Annotated in this window: 17 protein-coding genes; 3 read left to right on the top strand and 14 right to left on the bottom strand. The window is 65.8% G+C overall.

What is annotated here, in order from left to right:
• Positions 1 to 263 precede the first annotated feature (263 nt).
• Together FAZ21_RS17275 and FAZ21_RS17270 are read right to left on the bottom strand one after the other, a co-directional pair.
• The gene (locus tag FAZ21_RS17275; RefSeq protein ID WP_018747317.1) at positions 264 to 656 is read right to left on the bottom strand and encodes a hypothetical protein; all 393 of its coding nucleotides are present in this window, start codon (positions 654 to 656) and stop codon (positions 264 to 266) included.
• Positions 657 to 733: 77 nt separating this feature from the next.
• Positions 734 to 2,113: a phage tail sheath C-terminal domain-containing protein gene (locus FAZ21_RS17270; protein ID WP_136774679.1), complete on the bottom strand. Its 1,380-nt coding sequence runs from the start codon at positions 2,111 to 2,113 to the stop codon at positions 734 to 736.
• Positions 2,114 to 2,532: 419 nt separating this feature from the next.
• Between FAZ21_RS17270 and FAZ21_RS17265 the strand changes: the two genes are divergently transcribed.
• The 3 genes from FAZ21_RS17265 to FAZ21_RS17255 all read left to right on the top strand — a co-directional run bounded on the left by FAZ21_RS17265 (position 2,533) and on the right by FAZ21_RS17255 (position 6,586).
• A complete protein-coding gene (locus FAZ21_RS17265; RefSeq protein ID WP_136774678.1) occupies positions 2,533 to 3,159 on the top strand; it encodes a TetR/AcrR family transcriptional regulator in 627 nt (208 codons plus the stop codon).
• Positions 3,156 to 5,792 carry a PEP/pyruvate-binding domain-containing protein gene (locus tag FAZ21_RS17260; protein ID WP_136774677.1) on the top strand — a complete coding sequence of 879 codons (2,637 nt, stop codon included), beginning with the start codon at positions 3,156 to 3,158 and terminating at the stop codon, positions 5,790 to 5,792. The genes FAZ21_RS17265 and FAZ21_RS17260 overlap by 4 nt, the downstream gene beginning before the upstream one ends.
• A gap of 113 nt (positions 5,793 to 5,905) precedes the next feature.
• Positions 5,906 to 6,586: a peptidylprolyl isomerase gene (locus FAZ21_RS17255; protein ID WP_136774676.1), complete on the top strand. Its 681-nt coding sequence runs from the start codon at positions 5,906 to 5,908 to the stop codon at positions 6,584 to 6,586.
• A gap of 66 nt (positions 6,587 to 6,652) precedes the next feature.
• Here the strand turns inward: FAZ21_RS17255 and FAZ21_RS17250 are convergent, their stop codons facing one another.
• From FAZ21_RS17250 to FAZ21_RS17200, 12 genes are all read right to left on the bottom strand, one after another.
• A complete protein-coding gene (locus tag FAZ21_RS17250; protein ID WP_136774675.1) occupies positions 6,653 to 6,979 on the bottom strand; it encodes a hypothetical protein in 327 nt (108 codons plus the stop codon).
• A gap of 128 nt (positions 6,980 to 7,107) precedes the next feature.
• Positions 7,108 to 7,698, bottom strand: a complete 591-nt coding sequence (locus FAZ21_RS17245; RefSeq protein WP_136774674.1) for a hypothetical protein — start codon at positions 7,696 to 7,698, stop codon at positions 7,108 to 7,110.
• Between the two features lie 4 nt (positions 7,699 to 7,702).
• Complete coding sequence (locus FAZ21_RS17240) at positions 7,703 to 12,943, bottom strand: DNA repair ATPase (protein ID WP_136774673.1); 5,241 nt, start codon at positions 12,941 to 12,943, stop codon at positions 7,703 to 7,705.
• 47 nt (positions 12,944 to 12,990) lie between these two features.
• Complete coding sequence (locus tag FAZ21_RS17235) at positions 12,991 to 13,539, bottom strand: TFIIB-type zinc ribbon-containing protein (protein ID WP_136774672.1); 549 nt, start codon at positions 13,537 to 13,539, stop codon at positions 12,991 to 12,993.
• A gap of 15 nt (positions 13,540 to 13,554) precedes the next feature.
• Positions 13,555 to 13,824 carry a hypothetical protein gene (locus tag FAZ21_RS17230; protein ID WP_136774671.1) on the bottom strand — a complete coding sequence of 90 codons (270 nt, stop codon included), beginning with the start codon at positions 13,822 to 13,824 and terminating at the stop codon, positions 13,555 to 13,557.
• A gap of 13 nt (positions 13,825 to 13,837) precedes the next feature.
• A complete protein-coding gene (locus FAZ21_RS17225; protein ID WP_136774670.1) occupies positions 13,838 to 15,910 on the bottom strand; it encodes a flotillin family protein in 2,073 nt (690 codons plus the stop codon).
• A gap of 91 nt (positions 15,911 to 16,001) precedes the next feature.
• Positions 16,002 to 16,382, bottom strand: a complete 381-nt coding sequence (locus tag FAZ21_RS20640; protein ID WP_211243513.1) for a hypothetical protein — start codon at positions 16,380 to 16,382, stop codon at positions 16,002 to 16,004.
• Positions 16,301 to 16,615, bottom strand: coding sequence for a hypothetical protein (locus FAZ21_RS20635; RefSeq protein ID WP_211243512.1), 315 nt, complete (start codon positions 16,613 to 16,615; stop codon positions 16,301 to 16,303). The genes FAZ21_RS20640 and FAZ21_RS20635 overlap by 82 nt, the downstream gene beginning before the upstream one ends.
• A gap of 205 nt (positions 16,616 to 16,820) precedes the next feature.
• Positions 16,821 to 17,159, bottom strand: coding sequence for a hypothetical protein (locus FAZ21_RS17215; protein WP_136774669.1), 339 nt, complete (start codon positions 17,157 to 17,159; stop codon positions 16,821 to 16,823).
• Positions 17,149 to 17,865: a PspA/IM30 family protein gene (locus FAZ21_RS17210; protein ID WP_136774668.1), complete on the bottom strand. Its 717-nt coding sequence runs from the start codon at positions 17,863 to 17,865 to the stop codon at positions 17,149 to 17,151. The genes FAZ21_RS17215 and FAZ21_RS17210 overlap by 11 nt, the downstream gene beginning before the upstream one ends.
• Positions 17,866 to 17,886: 21 nt before the next feature.
• Positions 17,887 to 18,300 carry a DUF2170 family protein gene (locus FAZ21_RS17205; RefSeq protein ID WP_136774667.1) on the bottom strand — a complete coding sequence of 138 codons (414 nt, stop codon included), beginning with the start codon at positions 18,298 to 18,300 and terminating at the stop codon, positions 17,887 to 17,889.
• Positions 18,301 to 18,506: 206 nt separating this feature from the next.
• Positions 18,507 to 20,177 carry a sulfatase-like hydrolase/transferase gene (locus FAZ21_RS17200; protein WP_136774666.1) on the bottom strand — a complete coding sequence of 557 codons (1,671 nt, stop codon included), beginning with the start codon at positions 20,175 to 20,177 and terminating at the stop codon, positions 18,507 to 18,509.
• Positions 20,178 to 20,304: the final 127 nt, after the last annotated feature.

Below are 20,304 nucleotides of genomic sequence, written 5' to 3'. Positions count from 1 at the left end.
GACAGGGTGACGCCTGCGATCTCGACCTGCATGGGTGCCTGCCTACGGCCGCGCCGTGCCCGCGCCGCCGCCGATCCGTGGCGGGGGGCGCGACACGTTGCGCGAGGAAAGGCTGGCCGCCATGCGGCGGCGCGCCGACCGGGCGGGACGTACCGGGGAAAGGTCACCCACGGTGGTGTGCTCCTTGGACATCATCGGTTGTGGCCTGCCTTGCCCGCCCGACGCCGGGTTGCGGTCGGTGCGAAGCGGGCGCGGGCGGGCGCTTACTCTTCGCGGATGCGGGTGGCGGTGAAGGCGTACTGGGTCAGCACGGTGCCACCGGCGCCGACGGTGAAGTCCTTCGCTTCCAGATAGCAGTCGTCGAACGACAGCGTGCGCTTGGGCGAATCGGCGGCGTCGTCCTTCTTCAGGTTGGCCACGAGCTGGAACTTGGCTTGCAGTTCCAGGTGGCTATCGAGCTTGTAGTTGGCCGAACGCACGGCCAATTCGCCCTGGACGGTGCGCAGGCCGAAGCTGACGCCGATGCGCTCGGCGCTGCCGACGGCGCGGATGTCCTCGCGCTCGGTGAGCACGCGGAAGGCCAGCGACTGCAAGCCTTCGATGGCTTCGCCATCGACCAGCACGTTGCTGCGGTTCGCGGAAAATACGGTGGGCATGGTGTGACCCTCGCTGGGGGAGGCGCGGCGGCCGCCCTCGTTGGTTCAAGGAAAGAAAGGACGGGAGAACGGGCCGATCAGGTCTGCACCAGCACCGTGGCGTAGATGAAGTCGATGGCGCGCACCGGCCGGACGGCGAGGTCGATGCGGACGATGCCCTTGGCGAAGTCGTCCTGGCTGGAATAGACGTTCACCTTGAAGGCCGGGTCGGTGCCGTCGGTGGACGGCACGATGGCGCCTTCCTTCTGCATCTGCACCAGGAACTCGACCAGTTTCTGCTTCAGCGCGCCGCGGCCTTCGTCGTTGTTCAGGCGGCCGATGAACAGCTCCCCGATCACCTTGATGCCGCGCACCGCGTGGTCGGCCACCCGGCGCACGCTGATCTGGTCGCCGTCGGTGGTCAGACCGCGCACCACGATGATGCCGCGCCCGCGCTGGGCGATCACCGGCACCACGTTGCGCTTGAGCATCTCCTGCTGCGGCTCGACGCCCAGCGCCGGGCTCGGCTCGGGGATCGCTGCCAGGCGCTTGAAGGTGGGCGACTGGAAGTAATCCAGGCTGCCCAGCGTGCCGGCCACCGCGCCGACCACGCCAGCAGGCGCCACCAGCACGAAGCGGTCGGACACCAGGGTGGCGGTCAGCTTTTCGGAATTGGTCTTGATGGTGTCGGCATTGATGCCGGGGACCTGGCCCAGACCGATGCGCCCCAGGCTGCGGGCGGACATGCGGTCGCAATGCGCGATCACTTCGCTGTAGATGCGGCCCAGGCGTACCGGCTCCTGGTCCTGCACCGACACCAGCACCATGTCGACGTCGGGCTCGTTTTCCAGCAGCGCCAGCGCCTGGGTGTATTTGTCCAGCGCGGCGTCGGTGCCGCCGGCCAGCACATAGGGCGCGCCGGCCGCGCTGGCCTTGGGCGCCTTTTTGGGCACATCGACCAGCTTCACCAGTTGCGACTGCGCCGCCAGTACGCTCTGCACGTTGCGGCTGTCGTTGGCGTCGATCGACAGATTGCGGTGCACTTCCTGGTAGTCGGTGCCGGGGCGGGCCAGCGTCAGGTCGAACAGCGTGCGCGACTTGTTGTCGCCCAGGTCCACCGTACGCACCGCCACTTCGATGGTCACGCCGTTGGCCCACGGCCCACCGGCGCGCGCTTGCAGGCTGAAGGCTTCGCCGCTGTCGGCGGGAATCTTGATCGTAGCGGCGGTGGCGCCGTCCACCGGGCACACCACCAGCTCGAACACGCCATTGGCCAGGGCCGGCGCGGCTTCGGGAATCGCAAAGGAACCGGCGCCGCCGGCCGCCTCGATGAAGGCACGCCAGCTTGCCGCGCGCTTCACACCGGTGGCACCCGGCTCGGTCACGCCCACGAGGCCCAGCACGCCGGAGGGCGCGAGCTGCGGAGCCAGTACTTCCTTGACTACCTTGACCTCCACGCCGGGGATGATCAGCGTCATGACTGTGTACTCCTGAATAGGGGTTTGATTACGCCAAACGTACTGATATGCCTAGTGCATTGCGTATGACATACGGGAGATTTTAATGAGTGACGTGTAAAATTTTCAAATACTTGATTGTTCGTTACAGGGAAATTTCAGTTCATTTACTATTTTTTCTCTGAAAAAACAGTCGCTTCGCCAAACGGATCGCCACTGGTTACCGTTGGTTGCCGCTGGGCGGCTGGCAGGTAGGGCCCTCATTCGGTTGGGGGATAGACGGTGCCTGGTGGTTGGCGCGTCAGTTAGGCCGATCCAGTCAGTCTGGTCGGTCTCTATTTGTCAGTTTGGCTGGCGAGGTGCGTTCTTGTGGTATCCAGGCTTGGCAATAAAAAATGAACGACGTACATTTATGGTCATCGTTCATTTGTGGTGATGCCATGCCCTCCGACCGAGCTTCGCCTTCCTCTCCAACCGAGCCCGGCCGCCGCGAGCGCAAGCGCCAGCAGACGCTCGATCATCTCGCCGACACGGCCTGGGCGCTGTTCCATGAACACGGCTTCGATGCGGTGACGATGGAAGCCATCGCCGCGCGTGCCGACGTGGCCAAGGGCACGCTGTACAAGCACTTTCCGGTGAAGGAAGCGCTGCTGCGCCACCGCTTTCATCGCGACTTGGCGGCGGGCCTGCCGGCGCTGCTGCGCGAGCTGGCGCTGCTGCCGACCGCCGCCGCCCGGCTGCATGCCTTCTTCCGCCACAACGCCGACTGGTCGATCGGGCATCGCGAGTTCCTCGCCCATTACGTGCGCTTTCGTCTGGGCGAAGTCGGCGCCGCCGACGGGATATCGCACAGCGGGCTGGATCGGCTGTTCGCCGAACTGATTGCAGCCGGCCAGCAGCACGGCGAGTTCCGCCGTGGCCACGACGCCACTGTGCTGGCGCGCAACCTGCAATTCCTGCACCTGTGTGCGCTGCTGCGCTGGCTGCACACGCCCGCGCTGGATCTGCGTGCCGAGTTCGCCGCCATGCTGGATCTGTTCCTGCATGGCGCGGAGGTGCCGCGATGAACCGGTTGCTACCCGATTGGCCGGCGATCCTTGCCGCGGGCGCCGCCGAAGCCGGCGGCAAGGCCTGGGCCCTGGCGCGGCTGGCGCGCTACGGCTTTCCGGTGCCCGACGCCATGGCCCTGCCGGTGGCCGCCTACCATGCGTGGCTGGACCAGAGCGGGCTGGCCAACGACCTGCACACCGCCGCCGCGTTGCCTGATGCCGAGCGCGTCGCCGCGCTCGAAGCGCTGCGGCCCAGCCTGCTGGCGCAACGGCCGGACGACGCCTTGCTGGCCGCGCTGCGTCAGCGGCTGACGATGCCGCCATGGCGCGATGCCGCGCTGGCTGTGCGCTCATCGGCACCGCAGGAGGATGGCGCCAGTGCGTCGTTCGCCGGCATCCATGCCTCGCTGCTCAACGTGCGCGGCGAGGCGGCGCTGGCCGATGCCATTGTCGCGGTGTGGGCGTCGCTATGGACGCCGGCCGCCGTTGCCTACCGCGTGCGGCTGGGCATCGTCCACCATGACGCGGCGATGGCGGTGCTGTTGATGCCATTGCTGCCGGCGCGCGCCAGCGGCATCGGCTTCACTTGCGATCCGGTCAGTGGCCGTGACGATCGGCTGGTGATCCACGCCAACTGGGGGCTGGGCGAAAGCCTGGTGGCCGGTGCCACCGATGGCGATGAAATCATGCTGGCCGAGCAGGCGCGGGACGACAGCCTGGCACTCCTGTCATACGTGCCCGGCGCCAAGGCGGTGACCAGCGTACCCGCGCCGGGCGGCGGTACCACCTTGGTCCCCGGCGGCGCGGAACGGCGCGAGCCGGTGCTGACCCCCGCGCAGTCGCTGGCCTTGGGCGAGCTGTTGCGGCAGGCCGCGCTGGCGCTGGATTACGGCCACCCGGTGTACGACTGCGAATGGGCGTGGGACGGTGAGCGCTTCTGGCTGTTGCAGGCGCGGCCGGTCACTGCGCGCGGCCGCTGCACCTATCCCGAGCTGCTGGGCCAGCCGGACATCTGGACCCGTGGCAACACTCGCGACGTGGTGCCCGACCGGTTGCCGCCGATGGACTGGGGTAGTTGGCGGCGACTGGCCAACGCGCTGCTCGAAACCGGCTTTTGCCTCACCGGATTTCCGATGCTGCCGGGCGCGCAGCGCACCGGGCTGTTCGACGGCCGGCTCTACCTCAACCTGTCGCTGATCCAGTGGGAGGGCTACGCCGCCTTCGATGTGGCGCCGGCCGCGATGAACCGGCTGGTCGGCGGGCGTCAGCCCGAGATACACGTGCCGCCTCGCACCGTGCGCGAGCGCGTGGTGGTGGGCGCGCGCATGGTGCGCTACCTGCTACGGGCCGGCGCGCTGCGGCGGCAGGGGGCGCCCGCCATCGCCGAGGCGATGCGCCTGGCGCGGCAATGGCGCGAACAACCATTGCCGGCCGACGATGCCGGCTTTGCTGCCGAGATTCGCCGTCAGGCGTGCCATCGCCACGCCCAGGCGCCACTGCACTTCATGCAGGGATCGGGCGGCGCGTGCCTGTCGCTGCTGGTGGACCTGCTCGACGCGCATCGCCCCGGCGAAGGCCACGCGCTGGCATCGGCGCTGCTCGCCGGTGGCGAGCCCAGCGTCACGCTGCGCCAGGGCTATGCGTTGAGCGAAGTGGCGCGCATCGCCATGGCGGACCCGCTGGCCAGCGCCTGGCTGGCCACACGCCGGCCCGGCGACGATTGGCGCGGCCTGCCGGCGGACAACCCGTTCCGCGTGGCCTTCGCCGACTTTCTGGCGCTGTACGGGCATCGCTGCGTGTACGAAACCTACCTGGGCAACCCGCGCTGGCGCGAAGCGCCCGATTACCTGCTGGGCAGCTTGCCCGGCCTCGCCAGCGCCGACATGGCCGTCGCGACCGCGCGGCAGCGCCAGGCCGCCGATGCCGCGTGGGCCGAAGCACGCCGCGCGTTGCCGTGGTGGAAACGACCGCTGCTCGGCCGGCTGGTGCGCACTGCCAAACAGGAAACCAACGACCGCGAAGCGGCGCGCAGTGCGCTGATGGCCTACGCCGAGCCCGCGCGGCTACTGTGGCTGGCATTGGGCGAACGCTGGGTGGAGCGCGGCTGGCTGGCTGGAGCCGACGACGTGTTGTTCCTGATGCCGGCCGAAGCGCTGGCGGTGCGCGACGGGCTGCGCCCCGGGGCCGCGCTGCCCACCCTGATTGCCGATCGGCGCGAACGCTTTGCCGCATGGCAGGCGCAGCCCCCGCCCGACGTGATCCTCCAGCACGGCGACCACGACGACGCCGCGGCGTTGGCCGAAACCATGATTCCTTTGACCGCCGAAGGTCGGGTATTCCAAGGCGTGGCGGTCGGCAGCGGTGTCGCCACCGGCCCGGCGCGACTGATCCAGCGCCCGGACGACGGCGCTCGGTTGGCGCAGGGCGACATCCTGGTGGTGCCATCCACCGATCCGGCATGGACGCTGCTGTTCCTCAAGGCCGGCGGGTTGGTGATGGAAACCGGTGGCTTCCTGTCGCACGGTGCCATCGTCGCCCGCGAATTCGGCATCCCCGCCGTGGTGAACCTGCCGGGTATCCTGCAACGGCTGCGCGAGGGAGAGCGACTACGGGTGGATGGGCGGCACGGCACGGTGAGCCGGCTGGACTGACGCTGCAAGGGGCCGCCTGTCTCTTTCGCACCGCGCACGGCCGGCCGCCGCTGGCAGCCGCGCGCCGCCGCGTGATACAACGCGGCGTTTTCAATGCGGATGGCGGGCGCGACATGAAGTGGCTGATGCTGGCGATCACCGTGGTGGTGGGGTTCTGGGTGTGGGGCGAGTTGCGCGGTGACGCCAGCGCGGCGCCAACGCCGGCCGTGCCGCAGCCAACGCAGGCGACGGCGACGCCATTGGCTGGCGTATCGCCGGCGCAGGTGGTATGCCACACCACCAAAGGCCCGTTGCAGATCGTTGTGCGCCCGGACTGGAGCCCGCAGGGCGCGGCGCGCTTCCTGCAACTGGTGGACGACGGCTTTTTCAGGGACATCCCGCTGTTCCGTTGCGTGGCCGGCTTTGTCTGCCAGTTCGGCGCTACACCGCCGCGCGCCGGTGCCAAGGCGTATCCCGCCATTGCCGACGATCCCGTCCTGCCGGAACTGCGCCAGTTCAAGGCCGGCTATCTCAGCTTTGCCGGCGCCGGGGCCAACACCCGCGCCACGCAGATGTTCGTCACGCTGGGTGACAAGGTGGATTCGCTGGGCACCCAGCCGTGGGAATCGCCGTTCGGCTACGTGACCCCGGACGCGATGCGGGCCACCGTGGCACAGTTCAATACCCGCTATGGCGACATCCCGCCGTGGGGCGCCGGACCGGACCCGCAGCGCATCCAGTCGGAGGGCGGCGCGGCCTACCTGAAGCACGACTTCCCCGAGCTGGACTACATCACCGACTGCGCACGCCAGTGAACGCTGGCGCCTGCCACGCAAAACGCCCCGGTCGGGGCGTTTTCTTTTGTGGCTGCGGGAGATGGGCTACAGCAGGAACGGCACGAAGATCGTCACCAGGCAGGCGATCCAGACGTAGCCGAACAGCCGTGTGGTGCGGCACCAGAAGCGATGCCGGGCGCTGGGCAGTTCGCCGATGTGGGTGGAGCGCAGCAATGGCGGCATCACGGTGATGGCGCGAAATTCCTGGCCGATGTTGCTGTCCATCGCGCCCAGGCACTCGTCCACCAGCCGCGGGTAGTGCCGCTGGAATACGTCATACAACCGCACGCACAGGTAGACGTACCCCAGCAGCCCGCCCAGCGTGCCAAGGATGCAGTAGCCGACGACGTATTCGATGAGAAACTCGCGCATAGTGGTTGGGCTCGGTTGTGATGGGGCAAGGCGGCTGATCGATGCCTTGCCCCGGGTCAGGGGCGGTGCCGCGTTGGCGACACGGTGGTTGGAATGTTGCGTTGCTTCGGATAGAGCGGCGCCATGCCTCAGCCGCGATCCCGCTCCAGAAGCAGCAGCATCGTCAGCGCCAGCGCGATGGCGAGGTCCTGCGCTTCGCCTTGCGGCAGGTGGCGCTCTATCGCGAAGCAGCTTTCCAGGAAGGCTGGCTCCTTGCGCAGGCTGGTCAGCAGCCGGCCGGCGCGGTCGCGCACGTCGTATTGCGGGTGCAGGAAATAGCCGGAAAACCAGCCCAGCACAGGGATTCCTTCCACCAGCCCGTCGGCGACCCGCACCCACGGGTTGGCCTCGCTCACCTGCAAGGTACCCAGTCCGGGTATGTCGATCTCGTAGCTGGCGCGCCACAACGAGCGCATGCCGCGACGGCGCAGGTGCGCCAGCAGCGTGCCCTGTCTGTCGGTGATGCGATAGCTGGCCGAGAAGTCGATGATGCGGTCGGCATCGATCTGGTAGAGCGGCATGGTCTGCGCTTCGTCCGCGTAGAGCGTGACCGATTCCTTCAACTTCATCAGCTTGCGGCGAGCGTAGTACAGCAGCTTGCCGCGCGCGTCGCGCACCGCCAGTTGCTGGGCGATGGCCAGAATTTTGAATGAGCACTGCAACGGATAGTTCAGGGGCATGGCGTCACTTGGTGGCGGGTTGTGGGTTGCGAGTGGTTTTCTGTTCCAGCGTCTTGATCTGCTCGCCGATCTGGATGACCTTGTCCCAGATGTCGTGGTCGAGGCGGATCTTGTGCTGCATGGCGCTGATCACCGGGATCAGCGCGTGCTCATAGGCATGGGCCAGGGCCTGGAGCACGGTGAGCAGTTCCGGCTGGGGCAGTACATTGATCTGCGGCGACGCGCCGCGCAAGGTGTTTTCCAGGGCGACCAGCCCATCGCGCCAGGTGCGGGCCAGCAGTTTGTTGCTGGTCTCGCCGGTGGCGAGGTGCTTCTCGATGTGCAGCAAGGCAGTGGCAACCTGCGGGCCGCTGTCCTGCCGCGCCATGCGCTCGCTGATTTCCGATAGTACGGTAACGATGTGCGACACCTGCTGTGCCAGCTTGGTGGCGCCGTCGGCGTCGGCGCCGCCCATGCGCTTGTGGTGCAGAAAGTCGCGCTTGATCTGGCCCCAGCGTTCGGCTTGCTCCGGCAAGAGCGCACCTTGCAACTCGGCCAGCTTGAGCAGGTTCTCCTCGGCGCCGTGGGTGAGCGTCTGCGCTTCGCCCAGGTAATGGTCGCGCACCAGGTCGGCCAGCTCGGCGTCGTTCATGATCGCGGATACCTTGATGGCCAGTTTCGTCATGTTGCGATAGCTGCCCTGGAGCTTGAATGGCGGCTCGACACGATAGGCGTCGGCCTGCGCGGCGGATGCGATGTATGCCGCGTTCACCTTCATCAGCACGTCGCGCACGGCGAAGAGCTTCTGCAGCACGGCGACGATCTCGCCCACCTCGGCGGCGCTGTAGCCGTGCTTGAACTCGGTGAGGGCGATCTCCTCGCCGTCCGCCAGCCGCAGGAACAACGCCAAGTCGGCCGGCTCGCGGTTGGCGAGCGGCGCCAGCACCGGGTTGGCCGTCAGGCTGTTCTCGATGTACGAGCGCGCGAACAGGTGCTCCTTGCCGCTCAGCACGTCGCCCAGGTTGTAGATGTCCGCACGGTTGGCCAGCATGTCGGGAATGCGGAAGGCCTCTCCCGATTCGGTGTAGGGGTTGCCTGCCATCACCACGCAGAAACGCTTGCCGCGCAGGTCGTACTGCCTGGCTTCGCCCTGCCACACGCCTTCGATACGGCGGGTGCCGTCGCACAGTGCGATGAAGCGTTGCAGGAATTCCGGCGAGGTGTGCTGGATATCGTCCACGTACAGCATCACGTTGTTGCCCAGCGCCAGGCCGAAGTTCAGGCGTTCCAGTTCCTGGCGGGCGGCGCTGCTGTCGGCCTGCGCGGGATCGAGCGAGGTCACCCGGTGGCCCAGCGCCGGGCCGTTGACGCGGACGAACACCAGGCCCAGGCGGTTGGCGACGTATTCCATCAGCGTGGTCTTGCCGTAGCCCGGAGGCGAGATCAGCAACAGCAGGCCCATCAGGTCGCCACGGCGGCTTTCGCCTGCGGTGCCGATCTGCTTGGCGAGGTTGTCGCCGATCAGGTGCAGGTACACCTCGTCGATCAGCTTGTTGCGCACGAAGCCCGACAGCGGCTTGGCCTGGTATTGCTCCAGTCGTAACTGACGCCGGGTGGTGTCGACGATCTTGTGCCGCAGCGCCTGCAATTGATTGAATGCGGGAACGACCACGGCATCATGACGCGCCAGGCGTTCGCGGAACTCGTTGAGGTCGAGCGCCAGCGTGCCGTGCTTGATGCGCGCGTGCTGGCCGACCAGCCCTTCCACGGCGCAGGACAGCGCCACTCCGGCGCGCTGGCGCGGCAGCTCGGTCAGCAGCAGTGCGGCGGCTTCGGGGGCATAGGCCGAGGCGAGGGTTTCCGCTGCCGCGACGGCTTCGCACCAGTGGCGGGCGAGCGTCCAGCGTTCGTGCAGGGTGCCGATCTTCAGCCCTTCCTGGAGCGGGCCGAGGGCGCCGCGTCGTTCCAGTTGTCGATGCAGCGCTTCGACCAGCGTCTGTGCGTCGCTGCTGACCACCCATTCGACGTGGCCGCTGGTCAGTTCGGCCAGCAGGTAGGCGACGACCGCCCGCTGCTGCGGCGTATCCAGTGCAAAGCCTTCTCCGTTGACGAAGTCGGCCAGTCGGGCGGCCAGACTGTCGGTCAGCGTGGTCAATGCCTGGTGCTGGCCGAACTCGTCGCGGATGCGCCGCGCATTGTCGGCGCGGGTGCGCCAGGCGGCCTGTTCGGCTTCGGGGATGTCATGCGTCCAGAACAGGGCGGCGAGGGCGCGCGGTTGTGGGCCGTGGCGCAGCAGTCCGGCGTCGCGGTCCATCGGCAGCAGGGCGGCGAGCAGGGCAGCGGCATCCACGTCATGCACACCTTTCTGGTACCCCTCGTGATAGCGCGTGGCGGCGTAGTCGCGCACCTGCGGCAGCAGACCCGCCTCGGAGATTCGTGCCGCTTCCAGCGCCTGCGCGTCCAGCTCGCCGGCATGCAGCGCACCCAGCATGCGCCAGGCCAGATACTCGGCGCGATAGACGGTGTCGGTTTCGGAAACCAGTTGCTGTGCCCAATAGGGCCGCAGCGTGGTCAGACGTTCGTCGTCCAGTGGCTCGAAGTAGTCGGTGCCGGTGAGGTGCAGCGCCAGTGCGTCCTGGCGATGGACCAGTGTGAGGTCGAAAGGCTGGGTGGTGACGGTGAAGGTATGGCGGCCCAGGCGAATGCCATCGGCATTGAACAGGTCGCCCTGATCGCGCTGGATGCGTACCGCGTTGTCGCGCAGGGTCTTGATACGGGCTTCCAGCGTGTCGGCCTGGACGGTGTCGTTCAACTGGCGCATTTCGCCGATCAGGCCGCGCAGCTTCTGCACCATCGGGTCGGCGGCGAAGTAGCTGTGCAGTGCCTCGGGCGTGGTAAAGCGCCCCAGTCGTTTTTCGATGCTTTCCAGAATGCGCCGGGCGGCCGCGCCAAGCGACTGCGCCCGTTGCTGGCGCGCGTCGAGCAGGGCCTGGCGGCGGCTGGCGAAGGCTTCGTGGACGGCTTCGCGCTTGGCGACGATATCGACCAGGAAGGTGTCCTGGCCGCCGAAGCGGGTTTCCAGTTCCTCCAGTTGCGTCAGTAGCTGGGTCAGCGTTTCGTCGCATTGCTCGGGTGTGGTGGCCAGATCGACACCGTTGGCTACGCTCTGGCCGAACAACTTGAACTGGGCGCCAAATTCGGCGCTGGCTTCCTTTACTGCAAGTTGGTCGCGCCGGCTGCGGGCGGTGGCTCGCACCTGATTCAGGCGGGCATAGACTTCGCCCAGGTCGTCGAGAATGCGGGTGCGCACGGTGGCGTCGCCGCGTTCCAGGCCGGCCAGCAGTTCGGTCAGCAGATCGAGCCCGTTGGCGGTGGTGTCGAGCGCCTGCAACTGCGGGGTCAGCGCGGCGACGTTGGGAATGCCCGGCAGCGCCGCCGCCACTTGGTCCAGCTCGGCGTGGTACTGGGCGAACGCCTGCGGGTTCGCCAGAAAACGGATGGTTTCGTCGGACAGCCGCACCTGCTCGGCGGCGAGGTCGGCATCGAGGGTCTGGAGGCGGGCGTGATCGATGTAGCGCTGCTCGGTCAGCCCCAACAGCTCGCCGCGAAGCGCGCGTAGCCGCGCCAGTGCATCGACGAACTGCTGTGGCGCGCGCCACAGGGTGGCAGCGATGTCGGTGAGCAGTGTCTTGTGCTGCGATTCGGCATGGCGCAGCGCCTGGGCCGCGCCCTGGCGGATTGCCGCTACCTTGTCGAACTCATCCAGTGTCAGCCGCGCGGTATCGGCAAGGGTACGTAACGCGGCGGCTGGCTGGCCGGCTTCTTCGCTATCCAGCCAGAAATAGCTGTCGAGCAGGCGGGTGATGCCGCGTTCGAGGTCTTCGTAGTGCAGCCGGCTGGGGCTTTGTTCGCGCGTGGCGCGGGCGATGCCGTACAGCTCGGAGATACCGCGTACCAGCTCGCCATTGCCGATGCGGCCGAAGAAGCCGACCGGCGGCGAGCCGGCGGCGTGTTCGTCGCTGCAAAACGGCGTGTTCCATAACTGCATGGCGTGGTTGCGTGTCGGTTCCTCGCCTTCGACGTTGAACATCAGCAGGCGACCGTCGTCGAAGCGCGCGTAGCCGTTGCTGAACAGCGGCGGCGACAGCGTCTTCTCGATCAGGTTGTACGCCAGCAGCGCCAGCCGGCCGGCCTCGGGCTCATAGAAGGCGTACAGCACGTCCTCGCCGTTGGGCGAACGGATCATGCGCTTGAACTTCATGCCGGCAACGTCGTCGGTGAAGGTCTTGTATTCGCCGCTTTGCAGGTAGCAGCCGCCGGGGAAGACGATGCCGTGATCCTCGGGCAACTGGACGCACGAGGCGCCGATGCCGTCGATGCGGATCACCTGCCGGGTGCGGGTATTGAACACCAGGTAGCGGTAGGCGGTTTCGCGGTAGGGCAGGATCCTGAGCAGGATCAGCGTGCCCAGCCGGGCGTAGCTGATCTCCGCGTCGGTGAGCGACTGGCTGGTGTCCTCCACCGGCTCGCTGTAGATACCGAGGCCGACGTCGGTATTGTTCTCGACCTTGACGGTGAGGTCGCCGCCGATGGTTTCGACGAACAGCGTATCCAGGATATTGATATGCGGATGCTTGCCGTTGACGTGGTGCTCGCGGCCGGTCGGTGTCCATTCGAAGTCGTGCGAGGGCGGCAGCACGATGTCGCGCTCGCCCCGGTTGTCGATGTACTGCACGCCGCCGTCGCGGTTCAGTTGCCAGCGGAAGACGCGCAGGTCGCCCGGCCGTGCGCCGATCTGGAACGCGGCGAGCAGCTTGTCGCCGGTGACGCGGAGCTGGCGCAGGCTGGCGTTCTTGTAATAGGCGTACAGCTCGCGGAAATCGCTGCCGAAGCGGGCATCGGCCAGGAAGCTGCCCTCGGTCGGCACCGGCACCAGTTCCACCGCGTCGTCCGTGCCGTTCAGGTGGTACAGGCTGAACACGTCGTCGATGCGCGTTTCCTTGCGCAGGCCGATGTAGACGTTGTAACCGAACAGCAGCAGATCGCCGACACGGACGAGATCGCGCGCGATGCAGTTGTTCTCGGTGCGGGCGCGGGTGCGCGCGGCAAGGCGCAGTTCGGCGCGACCGAAGGCCGCCAACCGCGCGGCGTTCAGCTCGCCGGCCTTGCCCAGCAGGGCTTCGCCCTGCTGGGCGAGCCGCTGGCGCAACAGCTCGTAGCCGCCGCTGGCGGCGAGGTCCTGGTCGAGGTCCTGGGGGGTGCTCATCACGGATGGCCTTGTAAACGGGGCGAGGAGGAGGACGGGATTGGCGGTCAGCCCAGCACTGAATCGGTTGCCTGTAGGTAGGCAAGCAGTAGCGCGCGTTGCGGGTGGCCGGCCAGCCAGGCACGCACGCGCTGCGCCTCGGCGTAGTCGGCATCGCCCAGGCGCGCGCGCCAGGTGGCATCCAGCCGCTCGCGCGATTCGGTCTCGCGCACTTCGCGCTGGCCGCGATCGCTGAGGATGTGCAGCAGCGAGTGCGTCAGGCCCTGGGCGCGCAGCGCCGGCCATTCTTCACCGTCGAGCCACACCTTGCGGCAGGCGCCACACTGGTCGAGCCGGAACTTCAGATGCCCGGCCACGCGGTACTTCCGGAGCAGCTGTTCGCAGTCCGGACAGCGCAGCGCGCGCGGCGAGGTTTCCTCGACCAGCTCGGTATTTGCCGCCTCGTCCCCGGCCACCTGCTGCGGCACTTGCGTCAGCCAGCGGCGGTAGTCTTCGAGTGCGAGCCAGGTACCCTGGCAGGTAGGGCATTGTTCGGCCATGAGGCCAGGTTCCAGCGATTCGCGGCGGGTTTCGGTATTGCAGCTCAGGCAGTACATGCTCGGTCCTTGTTCCTAGATTTCGAAGACACCCTTGCGCTTCAGCAGGCGAACCAGTGCGTTGGTTCGCCGTGCCTGCCGCCACAACCCGATGCCCAGCAGGGCGATCAGCAGCCAGGGCGCGTAGTGACTGGTTGTCGGTATGCAGAGTGAGAGCAGGAAGCCGAACAGCGCTCCCACTGCCACGCTGGTACCCAGCCGTGGCGAGCAGGGGCGGTTCAATTTCTGCCTGCCCATCGCTTCGCGTTCGATCGTTGCCACCAGCAGGTTCCGGTCATTCGGCATCGCCGGTGTTCCTTTACTTGCGGCCCAGCGAACCCAGCAATTTACCCAGCGCCTCGTGCGTCTCCGCGTTGCCGTCTTTCATCAGCCGGTGCAGCAGGGCGGCGGCGGACAGGTTCTGGAGTTCGTCGGCGGATTGGCCCAGGCCACCCAGCAACTTGCCGGCGTCGTCGATCAGGTTGCGCTCGCCGCTGCGGTGCGGCGCGGTGGCCAGTTGCAGCGTGTCGCTCTTGGCGATGGCGCCGTCGATGGCCTTGCCGATGCCCAGTGCGTTGACGAAGCGCTGGAAGTAATCGCCCTCGCCGCCGACGATGTCGATGCGTGCATTGCCCAGCGCCTTGCCCAGTACATCCGCCTGCTCGCGGGCAATGCTGGTGTTTGCGTCGATGGCCTTGAGCGTCTGCACGTGGCTGTTGTCGAGGCGCATGCGGAATTCCTCGTGGGCGCGGGTGTCGTCGCTCATTGCCTTCATGGCTTCGAACTTCTCGCGCAGGCCCTTGGCTTCGGCGGCGAACCTGGCTTCGATGGCGTGCGCGTCGGCGGTCTTGACGCTCACGTCGGCCAGGCCCAGCTTCTCGCGGCCGGTGGCTTCGGCTTCCAGCTTGAGGCGCAGCGCGTCGGCCTCGGCCTCGCCCATGCGGCTGACCGCGTCGGCATCGGCCATCTTGACCTTGGCGACGACCATGCCATCCTTTTCCTTGGCGTCGGCGGTCACCAGCAGCACCTTGGCGTCGGCCAGGCCCGGTGCGGCGCTGAGCGCTTCGATGCCTTCGGCTTCGCGCTTCTTGGCCTCGGCTTCCTTCTCCGCGACCTTGAGCTTGGCTTCGGCCAGCGTGGTTTCTTCCATCGCCTTGTGCTTGGCGCGGCGTTCCTCGGTTTCGGCGGCCTTCACGTCGATCACCAGCTTTTCCTCGGCCTTGGCTTCGGCGGCGATCACCGTGGCCTTGCGGCTGCGGTCGGCCTCTGCCACCACGCGCAGTTCCTTGATGGCTTCTTCCTGCTCGGCCACGGTGCGCTCGACCACGATACGTTCGCGGATCACGTCGGCGATGGCCTTCTTCTCGACTTCGATGGATTTCTCGGCTTCGATTTCCTGGAGCTTCACTTCGCGTTCGCGATCCACCACTTCCAGCTCGCGGGCACGGGTGACCTTTTCCTCTTCGATGGCGACCGCGCGCTTGCGATTGTTTTCAGCCACTTCCTTCTCGCGCTGCATGTTTTCCTGTTGCACCGCGATCACCTGCTCGGCCTGGATGCGCGCGATCTCGGCCTTGGCGTGCTCCTCGGCCGCGACGCGATCCGCTTCTGCCTGCTCACGGGCGCGCACTGTGGCGATTTCGCGCTGCTGGCGTGCTTCGGCATCGGCTTGCTGGCGTTGCAGTTCGAGAATGGTCTCAGTGGTCTCGACGTCCTTTTTCTTGATCTGCATCTGCTCGTTGCGTTGCAGCTCGTTGGTGGTCACGTGCTGCACGGCAGTCAGCTCGGTGATCTTGCGGATGCCTTGCGCGTCGAGGATGTTGTTGCGGTCGAGCTTGTCCATCGGCGTCTGTTCGAGGTAGTCGATGGCGGCGTCTTCCAGCACGTAGCCCGAGAGGTTGTCGCCGATCTGGCGGATGATCTCGTCGCGGAATTTGTCGCGGGCCTGGTACAGGTCTTCGAAGTCCATGGATTTGCCCACGGTCTTGAGGGCCTCGGCAAACTTGGCGGCGAACAGTTCTTCCAGCGTTTCCTGGCTGGAGGCGCGCTCGCAGCCCACGGTCTGGGCCACGCGCAGCACGTCCTGGCTGGTCTTGTTCACATGCACGAAGAAGGTGACTTCGATATCGGCGCGGATGTTGTCGCTACAGATCAGGCCGGCATTGCCCGAGCGCTTGATCACGATGGTCTTCAGCGAGATATCCATCAGCTCGAGCTTGTGGATCACCGGATACACCATGCGGCCGGTGAAGGTGACTTCGGGTTCGGCGCGCAAGGTGTTCACGATCATGGCCCGGCCCTGTTCCACCTTGCGGTAGAACTTGGCGAACAGCACGAAGGCGCAGAAAACGAAGAAGGCGAGGATCGCGATCGCCGTCAGGATCAAATTCATGATTGCTCCCTGAAAGAAGACAAGACTGGGGTATTGGCCTGCGCGGGGCAGGCGGTTGGCATGGGTGTGGAAAGGTGGTGTGACCGCTGGATCAGGAATCGTCGATGGCGACGATGGTGTAGATGGCGCCGCCGGCGTCATAATCGACGATGACGGCGGGCGATCCCTTGGTCAGCGGGTTGGGGGTATCGGCGCGGACCCGGATATTGATGCCGGCGCCACCGGTGGCCACTTCGGCGCGGCCGAATTGCTCGGTGACTTCCAGCGTCAGTACCCGGCAACTGCTACCGACCAGCGCAACGTTGCTCAGCGCGTTGTGGGTGACGAACAGGCCACGCATCGGCCGCAGCGCCATGGCCGTTGCCGGCAGGGCGACGGCTGCGCTGGCGATCAGCACGACCATGCCGGCAACGTAGCGCAGCAGATCGGGCAGCCAGGCCAGCAGGTATTGCCCGGCCAGGCCGGATACCACCCAGCCCACCAGCACGAACAGGCTGATGACGATGGAGAAAGCACGCCGCCTAGCCCCAGCGCCATCAGCTTGCCCGAGAGATCGACGAATTCGCCGAGATCCCCGTCCACGTCGAGCGCGTCGATATCCACTAGGCCCAGCATGGCGGCCAGCCAATAGACCAGCACCACGCCGAGCAACACGGTCCAGATCGCGGTGGGGAAGCTGGCGATGGTGTCCAGAGCACTACCCATTTCGATGTTTTCCTTGTTGTGTCGAATGCGGGACAACGCGATTCCGGCGCGCGCTACGCCGTGGGTTGCGGCGTGCGGGGCGGGTTATCAGTGATATGACAGCATGCCGTCAAAAATTATTTCATTATCATGGGCAATCAAACCCGCTACAGCTTTGATACATGGCAAGCGATGCACGTGTCAGGACCTTCACGCCATGTCCTGGTTACGAATCGGGGCCGTGCCTGCCCCGTGCAAAGGCCAACAGTTCCTGGTGTACCCTTTCCTTGATTTCCAGCCGCTGTGCCGGATCGAGCCCGAACCGGGCGCCCAGCGCGGTGTAGTCCTCTTCGGAAAGCGTCACCGTCAGGCGCGGGCGCTTGGGGCGGTGGGTGACCTCCAGCCCCAGCACATCGCGAATCTGGTCGGAGTTGCTGAGGTTGTTGTCGAAGGCGGCCTGCCTCACCGCCTGCAACACCTCTTCTTCGACATCGAAGGCCACCTGCACCGCCCGGATGGCCGGCGCCGAGCTTTCCCAGCGCGGCGGCAGCTTCTTATTGCTCATGGCCTGTCGTCCGGTCCGCTTCGCGTTGCGCTTTCAGGCGAGCGAGCACGGCTTCCTTGCGGTTGGCTTCGGCGCCGATCCCGGCGGCGGCCAGCTTCTGTTCCAGCGCCTTGTTGCCAAACTCGGCATCCAGTTCTTCGGCGGCCTTCATGCGGTCGGCCATCAGGGTGTGGCGTTCCTTGATGCGCTCCAGCGATTCGCGGGCACTGCCCAGCTTGGAGGCGCCGCTGCCCATGCTCTGAGAAATCGATTCGGTGGCGCGGTAGACGCTTTCGGTGGTCTTGGCCACGGCCAGCTCACGCTCATGTTCGCGTACGCGCGCTTCGGCCTGGCGGATCAGGTCTTTCAGGCTGGCGATGTGCTGGGCGAAATCCACCTGAGCCCGTTGCTGCGCGTCGCGCTCCGCTTCCAGTTCGGCAATGCGGGTTGCCACATCGCCGGCCAGGTTTTCCTCGGCCTTGTCGAGTGCCGCGAACGCATGTTCTTCGAAACGCAGGATTTCCTTGTCCAGGCGTTCGATCTCGCGCTGGGCCGCCTTTTCCTGGGCCATGACCAGCGTGAGGTCTTGCTTGGCACGCGCCAGCGCGGCCTTGGATTCGTGGATTTCCTGCTCGTAGATGCGGGTTGCGTTGGCGTCGACCACGCTTTCCCCGATTTCGCGGGCGCTGCCTTTGAGCGCGCTCAGGATCTTGCTGAAGATGGACATGTGGGAATTCCTCGTATCGGGTCAGTGCAGGTATTCGGCCATTGCTTCGAGCGCATCGACCGCGTTGTCGCTCAGCGCCAGCAGGTCCTGAGCCAGGTCGTCGGCACCGGCTTCGCAGGCCAGCGCGCCATAGATCAGGTACTTGTCGCCAATGCGGCCGAACGACGACAGCGGGATGGCGATGTTCAGGTCGAGCATGGCTTCCAGTAGCGCGGTGCGGCGGCTGGGGGCGATATCGCTTTCGGTCCAGAGGTAACAGATGCAGAGGATCTGGCTATCCGCCTGGGTGATGAAGATCGGCAGTTCCTCGCGGCCGGTGATCTCGACCTTGAACACGACGACTTCGCCGGGAATCCGGGCGACGTCGAACGCCCCCAGTTGCCCCGCCAGCCTCTGCCCCGCTTCGGAAATGCGTTGTTGCAACACTGCGTCCATAGCGCCCCTCCTTATGTGATGCATTCAACATAAGATGGCCGACATATAATGTCAAGACATTTTATGTCGAAAGCGAATCGCAGGGCGGCATTGTCGTTGCTGCGGGTGGGCCCGGTCGTGGCAGCGTGTCCGGCCCTGCCGTGCTTTGCGGGTCGCCCAACAAAAACGCCCCATACGGGGCGTTTTTGTTGGAGCGGATCGCAGTGCTATTTCAGCGAGATCTGCGTGTGCGGCGGGTACTTCTTCAGCACTTCGCGGTAGCGCAGGTATTCGGCCTGTAACGGCACACCCATGGGGATATGGCGGATGCCGCTGGTCTGGTCTTCCTGCGGGTTGGTGTAGAGGTTGAACATGATCGACGCCTGCGAGGTGAGCGCGGCACCGCTGAAGCCGCCATTGTCGCCCGATTGGGTGATCGCATTGGCCGCCTGGGCGATCATCATGAACTTGAACTCATCCACCCGTACCGCCGAGATTTCATCGTTCCAGAAGTAGAAGATGCTGCGCCGGTTGGAAACACCATTGTCGGCCAGCCAGAACGAGGTCTGGTCGATGCCGTCGATGTAGGTCTTGGCAGGCACCAGCTTGGCCACGTCGGCACCTGGCTTGCCGGCCAGCGACAGCGAGGTGTTGAACAGGTCGGCGAAGTCGAACAGACCATCGGATTTGCGTGGCTGGATCATGCCCTTCCAGTAGACGAAGCTCGGGCCGCGCACGCCGCCTTCCCAGGTCGAGCCCTTGGCGCCACGGAACGCGGTGCGGCCATGCGGCGGTACCTCCGCTTCCGGCCCGTTGTCAGAGCCGAAGAAGATCACGGTGTTTTCCAGTTGCCCGGTCTGATCCAGCGTTGCCACCAGCTTGGCGAACACATCGTTCATTTCGACGATGCAATCGCTATAGCTGGTGCGCGCGGCGGAGCGACCCAGGTAGTAGTCGTTCGGGTAGTTGTCGAAGTGGCAACCGCGCGTGCCGTAGTAGAGGAAGAACGGCTTCTTGGCATCCTTTTGGCGGTTGATGAAATCGACGCCGAACGACAGCCACTTCTGGTCCAGGTCCTTGATGGTGTTGGTGTCGATGGTATACAGGTCGCGGATCTTGCCGCCCTTGCTGGCTTCCACGTCCGCCTTGTTGAATGGCAGCTTTTCCACGTACTCGTAGCGCGACGGGCTGAGCGCCACTTCGGGGTTGTATTGCGGGTCGCGCCACTCGGTATACATGTCGGATACCGAGAGGAAGCCGCGGAAATGATCGAAACCGACGTTCTGCGGCAGCGAGCCTTCGTTGTCGCCCATGTGCCACTTGCCGATCGCCTGCGTGGTATAGCCCTGGTCGGACAACAGCTTGGCCACCGTGGTCAGGCCTTCCAGGCCGCCGGGCTGGCCGTACATGGGGGGCGATTGCAGACCGTGATGCGCCTGGTTCTGCCCGGTCATGATGGTGGCGCGGGTGGGCGAGCAACTGGGTTGCGAATAAGCCGAGGTCAGGATCAGCCCTTCGTTGGCGATGCGGTCGATGTCGGGCGTGGCGTTGCCTACCGCGTCGCCGCCGCCGTTGAAGCCCATGTCCATGTAGCCCACATCGTCCAGCAGGAAGACCACGATATTGGGTTTCTTGCCGAATTTCTTTTCCAGCGCGGCCAGCTTGGCGCGCGCCTGTTGGTTCTGCTCGGTGTTGGGGATCACCGGTTCCATGTTATCGGCCAGCTTGACGGTGCGGCTGACCAGATACTGGTTGGGTTGATCGTATCCGGGGCGGCCTTGTACCTTGGTCGGGCCGGTGATGGTGGGCGCGGTGTCGGCGGCCCAGAGCGAGGTGGAGACGAGAAGCGCGGCCAGTGTGGCCAGTCGCCTGGAAGATGGTGTTGTGATGGGGGACATCGATCTGCTCCTGGGGGCTGCATCGTGAGCGAGTTGCGTGGCTCGTGATGCATTGGAGTTATACGGCGCGCTGATTTTCAAGGCATTGGGGGCTTTGCCTTGTGGGTTGTTATAAACCAGGAAATTT

This window comes from Chitiniphilus eburneus (assembly GCF_005048205.1).
In the GTDB taxonomy this organism is placed as follows: Bacteria; Pseudomonadota; Gammaproteobacteria; order Burkholderiales; family Chitinibacteraceae; genus Chitiniphilus; species Chitiniphilus eburneus.
The sequence above is the reverse complement of the archived record's forward strand: the minus strand, read 5'-3'. Positions and strand labels throughout refer to the sequence as shown.